Origin of the sequence: Streptomyces polygonati (genome assembly GCF_042650325.1) — a bacterium.
Lineage (GTDB): Bacteria > Actinomycetota > Actinomycetes > Streptomycetales > Streptomycetaceae > Actinacidiphila > Actinacidiphila polygonati.
This window is the reverse complement of sequence record NZ_JBHSBB010000050.1, coordinates 154156-172440: the sequence shown is the minus strand read 5'-3', so window position 1 is coordinate 172440 and position 18285 is coordinate 154156. Positions and strand designations below refer to the sequence as shown.

The window sequence follows — 18285 nt, the reverse complement described above, 5'->3', positions numbered from 1 at the left end:
GTACACCGCCGTACGGGTATCCGCCCCGACTCCCCGCGCGCACCGGCCCCCAGGCCGACCGCCGCTACGCCGGTCCGCACGTCCAGCGCATCACGCCCGGCGCCCCAGCGCCCCCGCACTCCCAGGAGCAGCAGTCATGACCGAACGGCAACCGCGAATCGTCCACCTCGACGACACCAGCCCCAACCGCCGCCGCGGCGGCGACCTGCGCGCCATGCTCACCCCGGCGACGGTCGGATCGACCAGCGGGTTCATGGGACTGGCGCTGATCCAGCCCGGGGAGCGGATCGGCGAGCACTACCACCCGTACTCCGAGGAGTTCGTGTTCGTCGTCAGCGGGAAGCTGGAGGTGGACCTGGACGGGGTGAGCCACCCGCTGCGGCCCGATCAGGGTCTGCTGATCCCGGTGGACGTACGGCACCGGTTCCGCAATGTCGGCGACACCGAGGCCCGGATGGTCTTCCACCTGGGACCGCTGGCGCCCCGTCCGGAACTCGGGCACGTGGACACCGAGGACACCTCGGGCAGCCAGGACGCCCGGACCACCGCGGTCGTCGAGGCGGGCGCGAGCGCTCCCCCCGACCCGGCCGGGGCCCGCGCGTGAACCGGCGGGTGGCGGTCACCGGTCTGGGCGTGGTCGCCCCCGGCGGCACCGGCGTGGCCGCCTTCTGGGACCTGCTCACCGCGGGCCGGACCGCGACCCGGGGCATCACCCTTTTCGACCCGGCGGGCTTCCGGTCCCGGATCGCCGCCGAGTGCGACTTCGACGCCCGGGGCGCGGGCCTGGGCCCCGAACGGGCCGAACTCGCCGACCGCTACATCCAGTTCGCGCTGGCGGCGGCCCGGGAGGCGGTCGCCGACAGCGGCATGGACCTGGCGTCGGTCGATCCCTGGCGGGTCGGCATCTCGCTCGGCTCGGCGGTCGGCGGCACCACCCGGCTGGAGCGCGACTACGTGGCGGTCAGCGAGGGCGGCAAGCGCTGGGACGTGGACCCGGAGCAGGCCGGGGCGCATCTGCACCGGGCCTTCCAGCCCAGCGCGCTCGGCTCCGAAGTGGCCGAGGACCTGGGCGCGCTGGGACCGGTGCAGACCGTCTCCACCGGGTGCACCTCGGGGCTGGACGCGGTCGGCCACGCCTTCCACCTGGTCCAGGAGGGCAAGGCCGACATCATCGTGGCCGGCGCCGCCGAGTCGCCGATCTCCCCGATCACGGTGGCCTGCTTCGACGCGATCAAGGCCACCTCGACGCGCAACGACGACCCGGCGCACGCCTCCCGCCCCTTCGACGCCGCGCGTGACGGCTTCGTGCTGGGCGAGGGCGGCGCCGTGCTGCTGCTGGAGGAGTGGGAGCACGCCCGCCGCCGGGGCGCCCGGATCCACTGCGAGCTGCGCGGCTTCGCCACCTTCGGCAACGCCTACCACATGACCGGACTGACCAGTGAGGGCCTGGAGATGTCCCGGGCCATCGACAACGCGCTGGCCGACGCGCGGATCGACCCCACCGGCATCGACTACGTCAACGCGCACGGCTCGGGCACCAAGCAGAACGACCGGCACGAGACCGCCGCGGTCAAGCGGTCGCTGGGCGCGCACGCCTACGAGGTGCCGATGAGTTCGATCAAGTCGATGGTCGGGCACTCGCTCGGCGCCATCGGGGCGATCGAACTCGCCGCCTGCGCCCTGGCGATCGGCAACGACGTGATTCCCCCCACCGCGAACTACGAGACACCGGACCCGGAGTGCGACCTGGACTATGTGCCGCGCGTCGCGCGGCAGGCCCGGCTGCGGTCGGTGCTGTCGGTCGGCAGCGGTTTCGGCGGCTTCCAGTCCGCGGTGGTGCTGGCGCACCCCGAGAGGAGCACGGCATGAACGGACCCGGCCGACAGGGGAGTTCCCGCCGGGGGGTGGTGACGGGACTGGGGGTGATCGCACCCAACGGCATCGGTACGGACGCCTTCTGGAAGGCGGTCCAGCAGGGCACTTCGGTGCTCGGGCGCGTCACCCGGGAGGGCTGCGCGGAGCTGCCGCTGCGGGTCGCCGGCGAGGTCAGCGGCTTCGACGCGTCCGCCATGGTCGAGGAGCGCTTCCTCGTCCAGACCGACCGCTTCACCCACTTCGGCATGGCCGCCGCCGAACTGGCCCTCGAAGACGCCCACTTGGCGGCCGATCCGGCCAATCCGTACGGGGTCGGCGTGGTGACGGCGGCCGGTTCGGGCGGCGGCGCCTTCGGGCAGAGCGAGTTGCAGCAGCTGTGGGGCAAGGGGCCCTCGCATGTCGGGCCGTACCAGTCCATCGCCTGGTTCTACGCGGCGAGCACCGGCCAGATCTCCATCCGGGGCGGCTTCCGCGGCCCCTGCGGAGTGCTGACCGACGACGAGCCCGGCGGCCTGGACGCCTTCGCGCACGCCTGCCGGAGCATCCGGCGCGGCACCGACGCGATGGTGCTGGGCGCCACCGAGGCGCCGCTGGCGCCGTACTCGGTGGTGTGCCAGCTCGGCTATCCCGAGCTGAGCCTGTCCGCCGAACCCCGGCGTGCCTACCTGCCGTTCACCGGCGACGCGTGCGGCTTCTCCCCCGCCGAGGGCGGCGCGATGTTCGTGGTGGAGGACGAGGAGGCGGCCAGGCGGCGCGGGGCGCGGCCCCGGGCGGTGGTCGCCGGGCACGCGTCGACCTTCACCGGCACCGCCGGCTGGGACCGCTCCCGGGAGGGCCTGGCGCGGGCCATCGAGGGCGCGCTGGCGGAGGCGGACTGCCCGCCCGAGGAGGTGGACGTGGTCTTCGCCGACGCGATGGCGGTGCCGGCCGCCGACCGGGCGGAGGCGCTGGCCATCGCCGACGCGCTCGGCCCGCGGGCGGCGACCGTCCCGGTGACGGCGCCCAAGTCCGGTTTCGGCCGCGCCTATTGCGCCGCCGGGGCGCTCGACGCCGCGGCCGCCGTGCTCGCCCTCGAACACGGGGTGGTGCCGCCGACGCCCAATGTCGTCTCCGAGGTGCGGCACGACCTCGACATCGTCACCGGCGAGGCCCGTATCACCCGGCTCCGCACCGCGCTCGTCCTCAGCCGCGGGCTGATGGGCGGCAATTCGGCGCTGCTCCTGCGGCGCGCCCACGGCGACGAGCGCTGAGCCGCGCCGTGGACCACCCCCTGAACCCCGGCGCCCGCCCCGTCCCCGGCGGGCGCCGGTCCCTCCGAAGCCTTCCTGCCGGTGGCCCAGGGCCCAGGGACCCCTGAGCCGCCCCGCCCGAAGCTCCCTGATGAAGAAGAGAGGCAGCATCCGATGAACGCACCCGTCACGTACGAGGAACTCGCCGCGCTGATGAAGGGCCGCGCCGGAGTCTCGGTGGACCCGAAGGAGATGGCGACCCGCCCCGAGGCGACCTTCGAGGAGTTCGAACTGGACTCCCTCGGCCTGCTCGGCATCGTCGCCGAGCTGGAGAAGCGCTACGAGCGCCCCATCGGCGAGGAGGCGGAGACCTGCAAGACGCCGCGCGCCTTCCTGGAAAACGTCAACGCCCAGCTCACGGCAGGAGTCTGAACCATGACCGGTCGCACCGACAACCGCATCGTGATCGCCGCCCCCCGGGAGCTGACCTGGGAGCTCACCAACGACCTGGAGAGCTGGCCGCAGCTGTTCAGCGAGTACGCCGCCGTGGAGATCCTCGAACGCCACGGCGACACGGTGACCTTCCGGCTCACCATGCACCCCGACGAGAACGGCACCGTCTGGAGCTGGGTCTCCGAGCGCGAGATGGACCGCGACTCGTGGACCGTGGAGGCCCGCCGGGTCGAGACCGGCCCGTTCGCGCACATGAACATCCGCTGGGAGTACGAGGAGGTGCCCGAGGGGACGTCGATGCGCTGGCTCCAGGACTTCGCCATGAAGCCCACCGCCCCGGTGGACGACGCGGGCATGACCGCGCACATCAACCGCAACTCCGTCATCCAGATGGAGCGCATCCGCGAGCAGGTGGAACGCCACGCGGCGACCGTGGCAGCGGGCGGGGTGTGATCCCATGCACCGCACCCTCATCGTCGCCCGTATGAAGCCGGGCTCCGCGCAGGACATCGCCGACACCTTCGCCGCCTCCGACAAGGGCGAACTGCCGGGCCTGATCGGGGTGACCGGCCGCAGCCTGTTCCAGTACGGCGACCTCTACCTGCACCTGGTCGAGGCCGAGCGGGAGCCGGGTCCCGAGGTGGCCAAGATGAAGGACCACCCGGAGTTCCGCACCATCAGCGACACGCTCACGGCGTACATCGAGGCGTACGACCCGAAGACGTGGCGCGAGCCGAAGGACGCGATGGCCCGCGAGTTCTACCGCTGGCAGCGGACGCCGGTCCGATAGCCGCTCACCGGCGCCGCGCACACAGCGATCCGCCCGTACCCCTTGACCCGGGGTACGGGCGGATCGCTGTGTGCGCCGCGGCGGTCCCTACCCGGGGACGACCGCCTGGAAGGCGTGCAGATAGCTGTTCACCGGGCGGATGTCGTCGATCGTCAGCCCGGCTTCCGTCATCAGCGCGCTCATGCTCTGCTTGGAGTGCTTGGCGCCACCGACGTTGAGCAGCAGCAGCAGGTCCATGGCGGTGGTGAAGCGCATCGACGGGCTGTCGTCCACCAGGTTCTCGATGACCAGCACCCGGGCGCCCGGCGCGGCGGCGGCCATCACATTGCGCAGGGTGGCGCGGGTGCTGGCGTCGTCCCACTCCAGGATGTTCTTGATGATGTAGAGGTCGGCCTCGACCGGGATCGCCTCCCGGCAGTCGCCCGGGATCAGCCGGACCCGGTCGGCCAGTGAACCGCCCTTGCGCAGACGGGAGTCGGCGTTGGCCACCACCGCCGGCAGGTCGAGCAGCGTGCCGTGCAGCGCCGGGTCGCGCTCCAGCAGGCCGGCCAGCACCATGCCCTGGCCGCCGCCGATGTCCACCACGCTGCGCACGCCGGTGAGGTCGACGAACTCGGCCAGGTCCTTGGCCGCTTGGCGGCTGGAGGAGGTCATCGCCCGGTCGAACACCCGGGCGGACTCGCCGCCTTCGCTGTGCAGATACTCGAAGAAGTTCTTGCCGAACACCTCGGGGAAGACCCCGGACCCGGTCCTGACCGCCTCGGCCAGCCGCGGCCAGACCTGCCAGGTCCACGGTTCGGTGCACCACAAGGTGATGTGGTGGAGGCTGCCGGGCGCGTCCTGGCGCAGCAACCGCGACATCTCGGTGTGCTCGAAGCGGCCGTCGTCGGTCTCGGCGAACACTCCGTGGCTGGCCAGCGTCCGCAGCAGCCGTCGCAGCGGCTTGGGCTCGATGTCGAGCCGGCGGGCCAGGTCCTCGGCCTGCGCGGGGTCGTCGTCCAGCGCGTCGGCGACGCCGAGGGTGGCGGCGGCGCGGACGGCGGCCGCCGGGGCGGCGCCGAAGACGATCTCCCGCAGCCGCATGGCGGCCTGCACGGAGGGCGGGGCGCCCTCCGCCGGGGTGGAGGGTGTGGTCGCGGTGTCGTTCCTGGGCTTGGCGGGAGGCGCGGTCGTCATCGGGCCGCCTTTCTCCTGGGGTGCGGACAGGGGGCAGGGATGGCAGGGGGGGTGGTCAGCAGCGGCCGGTCGGCTCGGACACCTGGCAGGTGTTGCCCGTGACGCTGTTGCCGGTGCCGGCGTCCCAACCGGTGAGGTCGGCGGGGCCGTTGTCCAGCAGGACGTTGTCCTGCACGGTGTTGTCGGTGTTGGGCACGTTCACGAAGCTGTGGAAGAACACCACACCACCGGACATCGGCGACGTGCCGGTGTTGCCGGTGACGGTGTTCCGCTCGACGACCGTGCTCTCCACACCGGTCAGCACGATGCCGGCGCCCTGCACGAACGGCAGGCGCGCGTTGGCCGCGCAGTAGCGGGTGTTGGCGGTCACCGCGTTGCCGCGCACGGTCAAGTGGCCGGCCCGCGGGACCCCTTCGTCACCCACGACGAAGATCCCGGCGCAGTTGTCGGTCACCGTGTTGCCGTTGACGGCGATGTCGCGGATCCGGCGCAGGACGAGCCCGGTCTTGTTGCCGGACAGGACGTTCCCGGCGACGACCGCGCCCTGGAGGTCGAGGGCGCCGCCCTCCTCGTCGACGGTGTTGGCCAGGAAGACACCGGCCTCGCTGTTGTCGCGGGCGACATTGCCGATGATCCGGGCGCGCACCGACTTCTGCTGCTGGATGCCGTACTGGCCGTCGCCGTCGGCGCGGACGCCCGCCACGGTCAGGCCGTCGGTCTCGCTGGCCGCGATGCCGTTCCTGGCGAAGCCGGTGACGGTGAGGGAGGCGATCCGGACATCGGTGAGGCGGTGGCCCTCGGTCCCGGTCACGCAGATGCCGGTGTCGGCGCAGCCGGGGGTGGCGGCGGTCTTGACGGCCGGCGGGCTCAGGATCACCTTGTCGGCGGACTCGCCGCGCAGGGTGAGACCGGGGACGGTGATCGTGATGTTCTCGCGGTAGGTGCCGGCCTGGACGAGGATGGTGTCACCCGGGTGGGCGGTGTCGACGGCCTGCTGAATGCTTTGGCCTGCGGCGACGACGCGGGGTTGTTGGTCCTGCGGTGCGGACGCCGGCGCCGACGCGGGAGCCGACGCCGGAGCTGGCGCGGGAACCTGCGCGGAGTACGCGGGTTGGGCGGCCAGCAGGCCCAGGCCGGCGGTTGCTGCTACCGCCAGCCAACGTCTTACGGTCATGGAGTTCAACCCGCTTTCCCGGTGGTGAGGTGCGTGGGGCGGGGCGCGAGGGGGGTGGCCCGCCAAGCCGAAGCTATGAGCCTGCGGCGCCCCCCGCCACTCCTGTTCCCCCGCCCGGGTCCGCCCCCTCCCCCCGCCGCCACGGGGGCCGCGGGCCCACCCCGGCCGAACCAGCCGCGCTTCCATCTCCGCCGACCGCGAGGTGCGGGCCCACCCCAACCGCTGACCGCAAACCGGACCTGCGGGCCCACCCCCGCCCAACGAACCCCGCTTCCTCCCCCGCCGACCGCAAGCTGCGGGCCGGTTGTGCCCACCCTCCCCCAGGGCTTCGCCTGGGGGGACCCCCATTCGCTTCGCTCGCCATGCGGAACGTCTGCCCACAACGTTTGTCCCACCAGCCATCACCGGCCGCCCGGCGGGGCGGGCGGCCGGTGACCCGTACATCCAGGTTTGTGGGCGGCTGCGCCAAAGGGGCAGAAAGGTTGTGGGCAATCGTCCCGCTGGGCGAGCGGAGCGAATGGGGGCACCCCCAGGCGAAGCCCTGGGGGAGGGTGGGCACAACCGGCCCGCACCCGGCGATGGCGGGACACTCCCGCGGCGAGAGCCGCACACGGTAGGCGGTCGGCCCGGCGCACCCGGGAGGAGGCAGCACGCCCCAAACACGGCGCCGCCCCGGCGCACCCGGGCAAGGGAAAGGTGCCCCCACGCCGGACGTCACCCCGACGCACCCGGGAGGGGGCAGCCAACCCCAGACACGGCGGCACCCCGGCGCACCCGGGAGGGGGACCTGCCCCCCCGGAAGGGTCAGCCCCGCTTCAGGGGGCCCCGGCGGTGGCCCGGGGCGGGTGGGGGCCAGGGGCGCGCCGACCGTGCCAGCCAGACGCGGATTTCGGCGCCGCCCAGCACACTGCGGCCGATGGCCACATCACCCCCGGTGGATTCGGCGACCCGCCGAACGATGTCGAGGCCGAGCCCCGTGGACCCCTGCCCCCCGTCCCCGTGGCCGCGCCGCACCGCCGCGACGGGGTCGGCCACCCCCGGCCCCGCGTCGGAGACCAGCACGATCACCGCCTCGTCCGTACTGTGCACGTCCACCGCGAAAGCCGTCCCCTCCGGCGTGTGCCGGAACACATTGCCCAGCATCGCGTCCAGCGCCGCCGTGAGCTCCGCGCGAGCGACCGGCACCCGTACCGGCCGGTCCGCGCCGGCCGTTCGCACCTCGCGGGCCTCGTCCTCCGCGAGCGCCGACCAGAACGCCATCCGTTCCCGGATGACCTCGGCCGCGTCGCAGCCCACCGGCACCGACGCGGGGGTGCGGTGCTCGCGGGCCGCGCGGATGATCCGGTCGACCTCGCCCTCCAGTTGGGCGACGGCCGCCCGGGTCTGGTCGGCGGCCGGCCCGTCGCCGAGGGACGCGGTGTTCAGCCGCAGCACGGTGAGCGGGGTACGCAGCCGGTGGCTCAAGTCCGCCGCCAACTCCCGCTCGGATTCGAGGAGTCGTACGACCTGGTCGGCCATCGCGTTGAACGCGGCGGCGGCCGCCCGCAGTTCGACCGGCCCCGCCTCCGGCACCCGTACCCCGAGGTCGCCCTCGCCCAGTTGGTGGGCGGCGCCCGCCAGCCGTACCGCGGGCCGGATCATCCAGCTGCCGAGGCGGTCCGCGATGGCCACCGACGTGATGATCAGGCCGAGCCCCACTCCGGCCAGCACCAGCCACGCCGTGGTCACCCCCCGGGTGAGATCGCCGTCCGGCACGAAGACCTCGACCACGGCGATGGTGCCCGAACTGACCGCGTTGGGGCGCAGCAGGGCCAGCCCGCCCGCGACCCGGACGGTCGCCGCCTCGCCGTTCGCGGACGCCCCGCGCAGGGCGTCCGCGGAGACCCGGTGCGTGCCGAGGTCCACCGCCGGCGAGGAATCGGTGGCCGGTATCCACAGCGCGATCCGCGCCTGTGTGGCGGCCAGCGCGCGGACCAGCTGCGCCCGGTCGGTGGTGATCGCCAGCGCCGGCGCCACCGCCGCGGCCTGCCGTTCCGCGTTGGTCAGCGCCCGGTCGCGGGCCAGTTCCTTGACCACCAGGCCCAGCGGGACCGCGAAGGCGATCACCACCATCGTGGTGACCGCGAGGCAGACCCGGATCAGCGCCCATCTCATGCCGGCGGCTCCAGCTTCACGCCCACTCCGCGCAAGGTGTGCAGATAGCGGGGCCTGGCCGCCGTCTCCCCCAGCTTCCGCCGCAGCCAGGACAGATGGACGTCGATGGTCTGGTCGTCGCCGTAGGACTGCTGCCACACCTCGGCGAGCAGTTCGCGCCGCGCCACCACCTCGCCGGGCCGCGCGGCCAGGAACGTCAGCAGGTCGAACTCCCGCCGTGTCAGGTCGAGTCCGACCCCGTCGAGCGCCGCCAGCCGCCGCCGTACGTCGATCTCCAGACCGCCGACCCGGATCAGCGCCTCCGCGCCGGCGGCCCCGCCCCGCCCGTGCGCCCGCCGCAGCACCGCCGCCAGCCGGGCCGACAGGTGCTCCACCGAGAACGGCTTCACCAGGTAGTCGTCCGCGCCCGCGTTCAGCAGCCGGACGACCTCGGTCTCGTCGTCCCGCGCGGTCGCCACGATCACCGGTACGTCGCTCAGCCCGCGCAGCATCTTCAGCGCCTCCGAGCCGTCCAGGTCGGGCAGCCCGAGGTCCAGGATCACCACGTCGAAGCCCACCTGGGCGACTTCCCGCAGCGCCTCCAGCGCGGTCCCCACACTCCGCACGGTGTGCGACGCCTCCGTCAGATGCCGGATGAGCGCCGACCGTACGAACTGGTCGTCCTCCACGACGAGCACACTTGCCATGGGCCGCAACCTAGCGCGTCCCCCGGACGGCGCCCCCGGCGGTGGGGGGCGGCGGAGCGGGAGCCGGGACTATGCTCGGTATGGGCGGAGATGTCTCCGGACTCCTTTCGACCGCGGCGGCGCCGGCCCCGGCGAGCGGGCGGTCCCCGACCGGAGGGCGGACAGAGGGCATGACCGAGCAGCGGAGCGAGCCGGTACGCGCGGACGCGCGGCAGAACCGCGCCCGTATCATCGAGGTCGCCCGGGACGCCTTCTCGGTCTCCGGCGACGCCTCGCTGAACTCCATCGCCAAGAAGGCGGGGGTGGGCCCCGGGACGCTCTACCGGCACTTTCCCACCCGCGAGACGCTGATCCTCGCCGTCTACCGCCACGAGGTGGACGAGTTGGCGGCTCACGCCCCCGAACTGCTGGCCGGGCACCCCCCGCTGGAGGCGCTGCGGCTGTGGTTCGACCGGCTGGCGTACTACGGGCAGATCAAGCACGGCCTGTCCGACGTCCTGCACGCGCTGACCGACGAGGGCCTGGCGAGCGAGATCTACGGCTCGGTCATCGGGGCGATCACCGCGCTGCTGCGCGCCTGCGAGGCGGACGGCAGCATCGCCCCGGGCGCCGATCCGGACGACGTCCTGCTGATGCTGGGCTTCCTGTGGCGCGTCGGCCCCGGCCCGGAGGGCGAGGCCCGCGCCGGGCGCCTGCTCGACCTGGTCGTCGACGGCCTGCGCCCGTACGCCCCGGCCGGCTGAGGACGCCGCCGGCGGTGGCAGGATGACCCGGGTGTACAGAGGGCTCCTCCACGCCGGCGCTTGGACGCTGACGACCGCGGCGGCGGTCGCCTTGTCCTGGTTCGGGGTGCACTCGGTCCTCCGGAGCACCGCTTACGACCTGCCGCGCGCGCTGCCGATCAGCACACCGTCCGGGATCCTGGTGCCGGCGACCTCGCGGCCTCCGATGCCCTCACCCACCCCTCGCCCGCACCGGACCGCTCCCGCGCCCAGGCCCCCGACGACCACCGGCGCCGCGGCCCTGCCCCCGAAGACGCCGCCGGGCACCCCGCACCCGGTGCCTTCCCCCACGGCCGCCACGACCGCCACCGGCTCCACCGGGACTTCCACGAGCACTTCCACCGGAACTCCCCCCGGCGCTTCCAGCGGGGACATCCGCGGCTACACGGTCCGGGGCGGCCGGGTGGTGCTCGACCTCACCAGCACCGATGCCTCGCTCGTCACGGCCACCCCCGCCGCCGGCTGGAAGATGCAGGTCTGGACCCAGCCGGGCTGGCTCCGCGTCACCTTCACCTCGGCCGACAGCGCCGCCTCCTCATCCCTGTTCTGCACCTGGAACGGCCACCCGCCCTCGGTCGAGTCCTACGACAACTAGCGGCCGGAAGACAGGGCGCTAGTCGAAGGCGTGGTCCGGCGGCTCCGGCGACGCGGTGGCGGTCGCGTCGGTCACCGCGGGGGCGCCGGCCGTGAAGGCGGCCAGGTCCGGGCCGTGGGTGATGCGGGACTGGTGGGGGTCGGTGGCCAGCAGGCGGCCGAAGGCGGCGAGCGGCAGCGGCTGGGCGGCGGCCCACAGCATCAGGTTGCCGAAGCGCTTGCCGCGCAGGACGGCGGGCTCGGCGGCGAGCACCGCCTCGGGGAAGGCCGCGCGGACGGTGGCGCTCTGGCCGCGGGCGAAGGTGAGCGGGCCGCCGTCGGTGAGGTTGACGGCGTAGTGGCCGTCCGGCCGCAACACGCGGCGGACCTCGTGGAGGAATTCCAGCGTGGCGAGATGGGCCGGGGTGCGGGCGCCCGCGAAGGCGTCGGCTATCACCAGATCCGCCGAGGCGTCGGGCAGCTTCGCCAGGCCGTCCCGCGCGTCGCCGCCGCGGACCTTGATCCGCCAGCCGCGGTCCCAGGGGAGTTCGCGCCGGACGAGTTCGGTCAGGGCGGTGTCCAGCTCGATCACGGTCTGGGTGGAGCGCGGCCGGGTGTGGGCGGTGTAGCGGGCCAGGGTCAGCGCGCCGCCACCCAGGTGGACGACCTGGAGGGGCCGTCCGGCCGGCGCGACGAGATCCACCACGTGTCCCAGCCTGCGCTGGTACGAGAAACCGAGATACGCCGGATCGGCCAGGTCCACATGCGACTGCGGCGCGCTGTCCACCAGCAGGGTCCACGCCCGCTCGCGGTCCGGGTCGGCCCGCAGTTCGGCCAGACCGCCGTCCACGGGGGCGGTACGGGTTTCGGGAGCGCGACGCGTTCGGGCCATCCTCCGATTATCGGTCCACCGGACCCGCGCCGGCGCCCGCGCCGTCCGTACCGCCCTCGCTGGCACCGCCAGCCGTGACAGCCGGGTCAGCCGGGTCAGCGGTGGCGCCGTCCGCCCCCGACCGCTGACAGCTGTCGACCAGCCGCAGCATCCGGGCCGCCTCGCCGAGCGCCGCCTCCAGCACCGCCGGATCGGTCACCTCGGTGTCGGTGTGCGGCGGTACGAGCCAGCCGGCGCCCGGCGCCTCGCCCTCCTCCGTACGGCACACGCAGGAGCTGCCCGGGACGTCCCAGGCGTCGGCGGTGCCGGACGGTACGAGAAAGGCGAGGCTGTCGCCCGTACGGTCGTGCAGGACCGGGCCCACGCCGCCCGGGCTGAAGCGGAGCAGGTCCACCGCCTCCAGCCCCTGCCGGGCCGGCACCGTCACCAGATCGCAGTGCGGGGAGACCCCGGTATCCGGTTCCTGGCTGTGCGGGACTTTCTGCGTGTCCACCACGGCGAACCCCTCCTCACCTACGGCGCCCCTCCTGTTACCGGGCGCCCCCACTCCATACAACGGCCCCGGAGCGTCAACGGCTACGCCTCTTTCACGCCTCAAGGGGTGGCGTTTGCTGGCGAATTGCCCTGGCGAATGGCGAACGGCCCCCGGAGTCGCCGTGGACGGGCCCGTGAACCCCCGGCCACCCGGCGGAGTCAGCCGCTCACCCCAGGTGCCCGGTGTCGTTCCACCGCTCCAGGGCCGGCTCGCCGTAGGCCCAGCCCAGGATCGACAGCGAGGCCGGGTCCAGCCGCAGCGAGGCGGCGAAGGCGGGGTCGAGGCCGAGCCAGCGGGCGCCCAGCACGCGCAGGAAATGGCCGTGGGCGAAGACCAGCACGTCCTCGCTGCCGTCGCGGGCCCAGGAGACCACCTCGTCGGCGCGGGCGGCGACCGAGGCGAGCGGCTCGCCGCCGGCCGCGCCGTCCCGCCAGATGTTGAAGCCGGGCCGCAGTTCCTGGAGTTGGGCCGGGGTCAGGCCCTCGTAGTCGCCGTAGTCCCACTCCAGCAGCGCGTCCCATTCCTTGACGCGGGATTCGAAGCCGGCCAGGTCGGCGGTCTCGGCGGCGCGCAGCAGCGGGCTGGTGCGGACCTCGACGCCGGGCAGACCGTTCCAGGGGGCGGACGCGAAGCGCCGGCGCAGGACCAGCGCGGTGCGGCGCCCCTCCTCGGTCAGCGGGATGTCGGTACGGCCGGTGTGCCGTCCGGACAGCGACCACTCCGTCTGCCCGTGGCGGACCAGGAGGATGCGCGGAGCCATGCAGAAGGCCCTTCGTACGTCAGGGGGGGCGGACAAGCAGCGGACAACGAGCGGACAGCGGTGGAGCGGTGGAGCGGTGCGGGAAAGAATCGGTGCGGGACAGGAGCGTGCGGGACGGGATCGGTGCGGGAAAGGATCCATCATGACCCACGCCCCACCCGCCGCGTCTACCGCACCGGCAGCAGCCCCCGCAGCATCGCGTCCAGCCCCGCCTCGTACAGCGCCGTCCCCTCGCCCTGCGCGCACATCAGCTCGGGCGCCAGCGCGGCCAGCGCCGGATAGCGCCCGGCGGGCAGCGCGTCCAGCTTGGCGCGCAGCCGCTCCCGCGCGCCCTCCTCGCACAGCGCCCGCTCGCGCCGGATGCGCCACAGCGCGGAGCCGACGGTGTACTGCATCAGCACGATGTGCGCCCGGGCCGCCTCGTCCGGGGCCAGTCCGGTCCGGCGCAGCAGCCCCAGCATCCGGTCGATGACGATGATCGCGTCGTCGCCGCGTACCGCGCGCAGTGTCAGCAGCTGAAGCGCGGAAGGGTGCTCGGTGAACAGTCGGTAGACCCCGCGGCACACTTCGCGCAGTTCGCTGCCGGGATCGGCCGAACCGCCGGGCGGTAGTTCTATCGTGTCGAGGAGACGCTGCGCCACGGCGTCGTTGATCTCGTCCTTCCCCTTGAAATAGGAGTAGACGGCCATGGTGCCGACACCGAGCTGCTCGGCGAGCGCGCGCATGGTGAACGCCTCGGGGCCGTCCCGGTCGAGCAGGAGGACGGCGGCGTCGAGGATACGATCGGGATTGAGCGAGTTACGCGGTGCGCGCCGCCGCGGCGGACGGACCGGCTGACTGACGGACATCGGATTCTCTTGTTTTCTCGTCCTGCGAATGATCCATCGGAACTCACGAAGTGGAACCAGTGGAACTCATGGGAGTCCCCGACCTCATGGCAGGCAACCCGGCTCGGCGGCGCGGGCGTCCTTGTGCCTGCATACCCTGCCACGGAAGGTTGAACACCGTACAAATCCCGGCCGGGTCCGGAAAATCCGGGCCGGTGGCGGTACGGTCAAACGTACGTCGTACGGTAGAGGGTACGCCACACGCCCACGACCGCCGCCTGCGGCCTTCGTTCGGAGAACCTGGAGAGACGTCCGCATGACGATGACCGCCACTGCGCCGCGGGCCGCCGCGTACCGGGGCAAGCTGCGCTGGTGGACCGAGCTGCCGCTGGTCGCCGTGATATACGTCCTCTACTCCGCGGCGCGGCTGATGGTGCGCGGCGATGTCGACGACGCGCTCCAGCACGGCGCGGACATCCTGCACTTCGAGCGGCTGACGCACCTCGACCCCGAGCGGTTCTTCAACCGGCTGTTCACCGAGCACGCCTTCCTCGGGGTGCCGGCCGACTTCGCGTACGCCTCGCTGCATTACGTGATCACGCCGTCGATACTGGTCTGGCTGTGGCTGCGCCGGCCCACCCACTACCGGGTCGCCCGCACCTGGCTGCTGATGTCCACGCTGATCGGCCTGGTGGGCTTCGCCACCGTACCCACCGCGCCGCCCCGGCTGCTGCCCGGCGCGCACTTCATCGACTCGATGTCGCAGTACGGCTCCTGGGGCTGGTGGGGCACCGACGCCAGCGCGCCGCGCGGGCTGGGCCACCTCACCAACCAGTACGCGGCGATGCCGAGCCTGCATGTCGGCTGGTCGCTGTGGTGCGGGATCCTGCTGTGGCGGCACGCCCGCCACCGCGTGGTGCGCGTGCTCGGGCTGTGCTATCCGCTGGTCACGGCACTGGTCGTGATGGGCACCGGCAACCACTACCTGATGGACGCGCTGGCCGGCGTGGCCACCATGACGCTCGGCTTCCTGCTCTCCCGGCCGGCGCTGCGGCTGACCGACCTGGTGATCGACCGGGTGCGGCTGTCCGTCGGGCTGCCGCCGCGCTCGCAGACGGGGAGCCGGACGGTCGTGGCCTCCTCGGACGCGGCCGCCCCGGTGGAGGTCGCTCCGGGCGAGGTCGTCCCCGTCGAGGCCGCCCCGACCGAAGGGGAGGGCGGACCGGCGGCCACCGAGGTGGCGCCGGCGGCTGACACCGGCTCAGCGGGCGGCGGGGTGCCGCGGCAGGTCTCCTTCCCCGCCGGGCGGGATCTCTCCGGCGTCCCGGACGTGTCCGGGGTGTCCGGGGTGTCCGGGGTGTCCGGCGCGTCCGAGATCTCCGACCTCTCCGATCTCTCCGGCCCCTCCGACCTGTCCCGGGCGGACGACCGGAGCGAGCCGACCCGGTTCACCGGCGGGGAACACGCGGGCCGCAGCCGAATGTCGTAGGCGGGTGCGACACTTTCGCGGGTGAGCACTACGCACCACCACTCCCTGCGCGAGCGGCTGGCCGCGCTGCGCGGTCCCGGCACCGCGCCCCGCCCGCTCGACGCGCGGGCGCTCGCCGCGCTCGCCGCCAATCCCGGCTGCCGCCGCCGCGCCCTGCTGGACGCCGCCGGGGTCGACAAGGGCGCCGTCGCCGAGACACTGGGCGCCCCGGCCCGGTTCGGCCAGTCGCGCTTCGCCTTCTCCCGCGGCCATGCCTTCGAGGCCCGGGTCAAGCGGGACGGCTGCGTCGAGCTGCTGCGGCTGCTCGGCGTGGACGGCGACACCGCCGAAGGCGTCACGGCCGAGGTGCCCGACCTCGGCGCGCCCGGCCCCGAAGGGCGGGTCGCCCGCACCCGGCAGGCGCTGGCCGAGGCGGCGCCCGGCGTCTGGACGCTGCTCGACCATCCGCTGCTCACCCTGGATGTGGCGGGCTCCACCGCCTATCTGGAGCCGGACGCGGTGGCGATAGCGCCCGACGGCCGCTGGACCGTGGTCGAGATCAAGTCCTTCCCGATCCTGGACGGCGGCGCCGACGCCATGAAAGTGGGCGCCGCGGCGCGGCAGTCGGCGGTCTATGTGCTGGCGCTCGACGCCGTGGCGGCGGGCCGTGCCCGCTCCGACGTCCTGCTGGTGTGCCCCAAGGACTTCTCCAACCTGCCCACCGCCGAGTGGGTCGATGTCCGTAAGCAACTGGCGGTCACCCGGCGGCAGTTGACCCGGCTCACCCGGATCGAGGAGATCGCCGCCGCGCTCCCGGAGGGCACCACCTTCGACCTGGCCTACACCCCCGACGGCCGCTCGGTGACCCGCCCGGCCGCCGAGCTCTTCGCGGCGGTGGAGTCGGTGCCGGCCGCGTACGCCCCTGAATGCCTGTCCACCTGCGAGCTGGCCTTCCACTGCCGGGACCGCTCCCGCGCCGAGGGCTGTGTGGACGCTCTGGGGCGCGGACTGCGCGCCGAGCTGGGCGAGTTGACGACGGTCGAGTCCGTACTGGCCGCGGCGGGCGGCCTGGCCGGGGACCCGGACGACCCGGCGGTCTCCGCGCTGCGGCGGGCGGCGGCGCTGCGCGAGGAGGCGCTGGCCGAGGCGGCCAAGCAGGGGGCGGGCGCGTGAGGCGGCAGGGCGTTACGGACGCGGGGTCGCCCGGCGGGGCCCGGGGAGGTGCCGGATGTCGGTGATGGGGACACTGGCCCGGGCCGAGGCCGTCGCGGGCGGCCGGGCGGTGGCCGCCGCGACCGTACGGCACCGGTATCTGGCCGACCGGCCGGTGGTGTTCGTACCGCTGACCACCGCCGGTGAGTCGGGGGCACCGCTGGGCGCGCTGATCGGCACGGAGCGGGAGGCGCCGACCCTGCTGGTCGTACCGCAGCCGCTGGACCGGGAGTTGCGGTTCGGCTTCTTCGCCGGGCTGGCCGGAGTGCTGCTGCCGCTGCTGGACGCGTACGGCGACGCGGTGGAGGTCGAGCCCGCCACCCGCAACCGCGAGGAGACCGAGGTGTGCGCGGACGCGCTCCAGCTCGTCGTGCCCAACAGCGCCGCGCTGGAGTTCGTCCGGCTGGTGGGCCGCTCCACCCGCTTCCTGCGGACTGTGGAGGACCCGGAGGCGCCGCACCCGGTGCCGGTGCCGGTCCCGCTGCTGGGCCGCTGGCTCACCCACTACGCGGAGCGCGCCCGGACCCCGGGCAGCGCGCTGCTGGTCGCGATGACGGACCTGCTCACCCGGCACTGGGCGACCGGGCAGAGCGCGATGGAGGACCAGCACCTGGGCGCGCTGCTGGGCTGGATCGACCCGGCGCCGGGTCTGGACGGCGGGTCGGCGGCGGCGCGGGCGCAGACCGGGCGCGGCCCGGACGGACTGCTGCTGAGCCCGCCGGCCGGCCCGGCGACGGACCCGGTGTTCGACAACCGGGTGCTGGCGCCGGCCATGGCGCGCTACGACGAGGCCCGCGCGGAAGGCGGCGGCGCGGTGGCGAAGGCGGAAGCGGAGGTGCGCCGGCTGGTCGGCTCCCAGCTGCGGCCCACCTGGGACGACGTCTGGCGCGGTCTCGACCTGCTGCGGGAGCTGCCCGAGGCGGCGCATGTGGCGGAGCGCTGGAAGCGGGACCGCTGGTCCTTCACCGGCCACCGGGACCGGATCCGCGCCGGGGAGCCGCCGCAGCCCAAGCGGGACGACGCGATCACCGCCGCGCAGAAGCTCGCCGGGCGGGAGACCGCGCAGGCCAGGCTGTCCGCCCAGGAGGCGCTGGACGATCCGCTGGCGATGGCGGCGCGGCGGCTGGCCGGCGAGGCGTTCGCCGGGGAGGTCGTCGCGGTCGAGATGGCGTACTCGGAGGGGCGGCGCCCGATGCCGAGGCCGCTGGTGACGGTCGCCACCGGCGATGTGCCGCAGGCCGAGCCGGGCGCGAAGGCCTACCGGGCGGTGCCGGAGGCGAAGTCGGCGCAGGGCTCGGAGCTGGTCGCCGTGGAGGGCGTCGAGGGCGGTCCCTTTCCCGAATGGCTGGTCACCGTGCGCCTCACCGGCGGGATGGGCAGCGGCCGTACGCCGAAGGAGGGCTCGGTGCCGGAGCCGGGCGACCGGGTCTGCTTCACGTTCTTCGAGCACGACGCCCGGAGCGGCCCGGCCCTGCCGGACCCGGAGGCGACGCCCTGGACCCACGGGGGTCCGCCGGGGGCGGCCAGGGCGCCGGGCGACCTCACGGCGCCTCCCCAGCAGGGCGCGCCCGGCGGCCCGGCCGATTCCGGTGGCCCCGGCGCTCCGAGCACACCCGCGCCCGCCTCCGCCCCGGCCGTCCCCCGCCCCGCCGACGCCCCCGACCCCGTCACCGCCGAGGACTATCTGTGAGCCCCGTAA

19 protein-coding genes are annotated in these 18285 nt (G+C 74.0%); 11 read left to right on the top strand and 8 right to left on the bottom strand.

Annotated features, from left to right (window positions below; all coding sequences use genetic code 11):
- Positions 1–136 precede the first annotated feature (136 nt).
- The 6 genes from ACFO3J_RS34300 to ACFO3J_RS34275 all read left to right on the top strand — a co-directional run bounded on the left by ACFO3J_RS34300 (position 137) and on the right by ACFO3J_RS34275 (position 4347).
- Positions 137–604, top strand: a complete 468-nt coding sequence (locus ACFO3J_RS34300) for a cupin domain-containing protein (protein ID WP_386438223.1) — start codon at positions 137–139, stop codon at positions 602–604.
- Positions 601–1869: a beta-ketoacyl-[acyl-carrier-protein] synthase family protein gene (locus ACFO3J_RS34295; RefSeq protein WP_386438220.1), complete on the top strand. Its 1269-nt coding sequence runs from the start codon at positions 601–603 to the stop codon at positions 1867–1869. Before ACFO3J_RS34300 ends, ACFO3J_RS34295 begins: the two co-directional genes overlap by 4 nt.
- Entirely contained in the window at positions 1866–3125 is a 1260-nt protein-coding gene (locus ACFO3J_RS34290; RefSeq protein WP_386438218.1) for a beta-ketoacyl synthase N-terminal-like domain-containing protein, read from the top strand. Before ACFO3J_RS34295 ends, ACFO3J_RS34290 begins: the two co-directional genes overlap by 4 nt.
- A gap of 153 nt (positions 3126–3278) precedes the next feature.
- Positions 3279–3536, top strand: a complete 258-nt coding sequence (locus tag ACFO3J_RS34285) for an acyl carrier protein (protein WP_386438216.1) — start codon at positions 3279–3281, stop codon at positions 3534–3536.
- 3 nt (positions 3537–3539) lie between these two features.
- A complete protein-coding gene (locus ACFO3J_RS34280) occupies positions 3540–4010 on the top strand; it encodes an SRPBCC family protein (RefSeq protein WP_386438213.1) in 471 nt (156 codons plus the stop codon).
- 4 nt (positions 4011–4014) lie between these two features.
- A complete protein-coding gene (locus ACFO3J_RS34275) occupies positions 4015–4347 on the top strand; it encodes a TcmI family type II polyketide cyclase (RefSeq protein WP_386438210.1) in 333 nt (110 codons plus the stop codon).
- 87 nt (positions 4348–4434) lie between these two features.
- Here ACFO3J_RS34275 and ACFO3J_RS34270 read toward each other — a convergent pair whose 3' ends face one another.
- From ACFO3J_RS34270 to ACFO3J_RS34255, 4 genes are all read right to left on the bottom strand, one after another.
- Entirely contained in the window at positions 4435–5523 is a 1089-nt protein-coding gene (locus ACFO3J_RS34270) for a methyltransferase (RefSeq protein ID WP_386438207.1), read from the bottom strand.
- A 55-nt stretch (positions 5524–5578) separates the two neighbouring features.
- A complete protein-coding gene (locus tag ACFO3J_RS34265) occupies positions 5579–6697 on the bottom strand; it encodes a right-handed parallel beta-helix repeat-containing protein (protein ID WP_386438204.1) in 1119 nt (372 codons plus the stop codon).
- An 804-nt stretch (positions 6698–7501) separates the two neighbouring features.
- Positions 7502–8851 carry a sensor histidine kinase gene (locus ACFO3J_RS34260; protein WP_386438201.1) on the bottom strand — a complete coding sequence of 450 codons (1350 nt, stop codon included), beginning with the start codon at positions 8849–8851 and terminating at the stop codon, positions 7502–7504.
- Positions 8848–9537, bottom strand: coding sequence for a response regulator transcription factor (locus ACFO3J_RS34255; RefSeq protein ID WP_386438198.1), 690 nt, complete (start codon positions 9535–9537; stop codon positions 8848–8850). The genes ACFO3J_RS34260 and ACFO3J_RS34255 overlap by 4 nt, the downstream gene beginning before the upstream one ends.
- Before the next feature lie 170 nt (positions 9538–9707).
- On the opposite strand from ACFO3J_RS34255, the gene ACFO3J_RS34250 reads away from it, so the two are divergent.
- A complete protein-coding gene (locus ACFO3J_RS34250; RefSeq protein WP_386438195.1) occupies positions 9708–10280 on the top strand; it encodes a TetR/AcrR family transcriptional regulator in 573 nt (190 codons plus the stop codon).
- A 22-nt stretch (positions 10281–10302) separates the two neighbouring features.
- Positions 10303–10914: a hypothetical protein gene (locus ACFO3J_RS34245; RefSeq protein WP_386438192.1), complete on the top strand. Its 612-nt coding sequence runs from the start codon at positions 10303–10305 to the stop codon at positions 10912–10914.
- 18 nt (positions 10915–10932) lie between these two features.
- On the opposite strand, the gene ACFO3J_RS34240 is transcribed toward ACFO3J_RS34245, so the two are convergent.
- The 4 genes from ACFO3J_RS34240 to ACFO3J_RS34225 all read right to left on the bottom strand — a co-directional run bounded on the left by ACFO3J_RS34240 (position 10933) and on the right by ACFO3J_RS34225 (position 13927).
- Positions 10933–11784 (bottom strand): spermidine synthase, encoded by an 852-nt coding sequence (locus tag ACFO3J_RS34240; RefSeq protein ID WP_386438189.1) that lies wholly within the window; start codon positions 11782–11784, stop codon positions 10933–10935.
- A gap of 7 nt (positions 11785–11791) precedes the next feature.
- Positions 11792–12280: a hypothetical protein gene (locus tag ACFO3J_RS34235; protein WP_386438186.1), complete on the bottom strand. Its 489-nt coding sequence runs from the start codon at positions 12278–12280 to the stop codon at positions 11792–11794.
- A gap of 205 nt (positions 12281–12485) precedes the next feature.
- Complete coding sequence (locus ACFO3J_RS34230) at positions 12486–13079, bottom strand: histidine phosphatase family protein (RefSeq protein ID WP_386438183.1); 594 nt, start codon at positions 13077–13079, stop codon at positions 12486–12488.
- A gap of 167 nt (positions 13080–13246) precedes the next feature.
- Positions 13247–13927 carry a TetR/AcrR family transcriptional regulator gene (locus ACFO3J_RS34225; RefSeq protein ID WP_386438181.1) on the bottom strand — a complete coding sequence of 227 codons (681 nt, stop codon included), beginning with the start codon at positions 13925–13927 and terminating at the stop codon, positions 13247–13249.
- A 295-nt stretch (positions 13928–14222) separates the two neighbouring features.
- Between ACFO3J_RS34225 and ACFO3J_RS34220 the strand changes: the two genes are divergently transcribed.
- Genes ACFO3J_RS34220 through ACFO3J_RS34210 form a run of 3 tightly spaced genes read left to right on the top strand, consistent with a single transcriptional unit; the run spans position 14223 to position 18276 of the window.
- A complete protein-coding gene (locus tag ACFO3J_RS34220) occupies positions 14223–15395 on the top strand; it encodes a phosphatase PAP2 family protein (protein WP_386438178.1) in 1173 nt (390 codons plus the stop codon).
- A 21-nt stretch (positions 15396–15416) separates the two neighbouring features.
- Positions 15417–16547 (top strand): hypothetical protein, encoded by a 1131-nt coding sequence (locus ACFO3J_RS34215; RefSeq protein ID WP_386438176.1) that lies wholly within the window; start codon positions 15417–15419, stop codon positions 16545–16547.
- Between the two features lie 55 nt (positions 16548–16602).
- Positions 16603–18276, top strand: a complete 1674-nt coding sequence (locus ACFO3J_RS34210) for a hypothetical protein (RefSeq protein ID WP_386438173.1) — start codon at positions 16603–16605, stop codon at positions 18274–18276.
- Positions 18277–18285 lie beyond the last annotated feature (9 nt).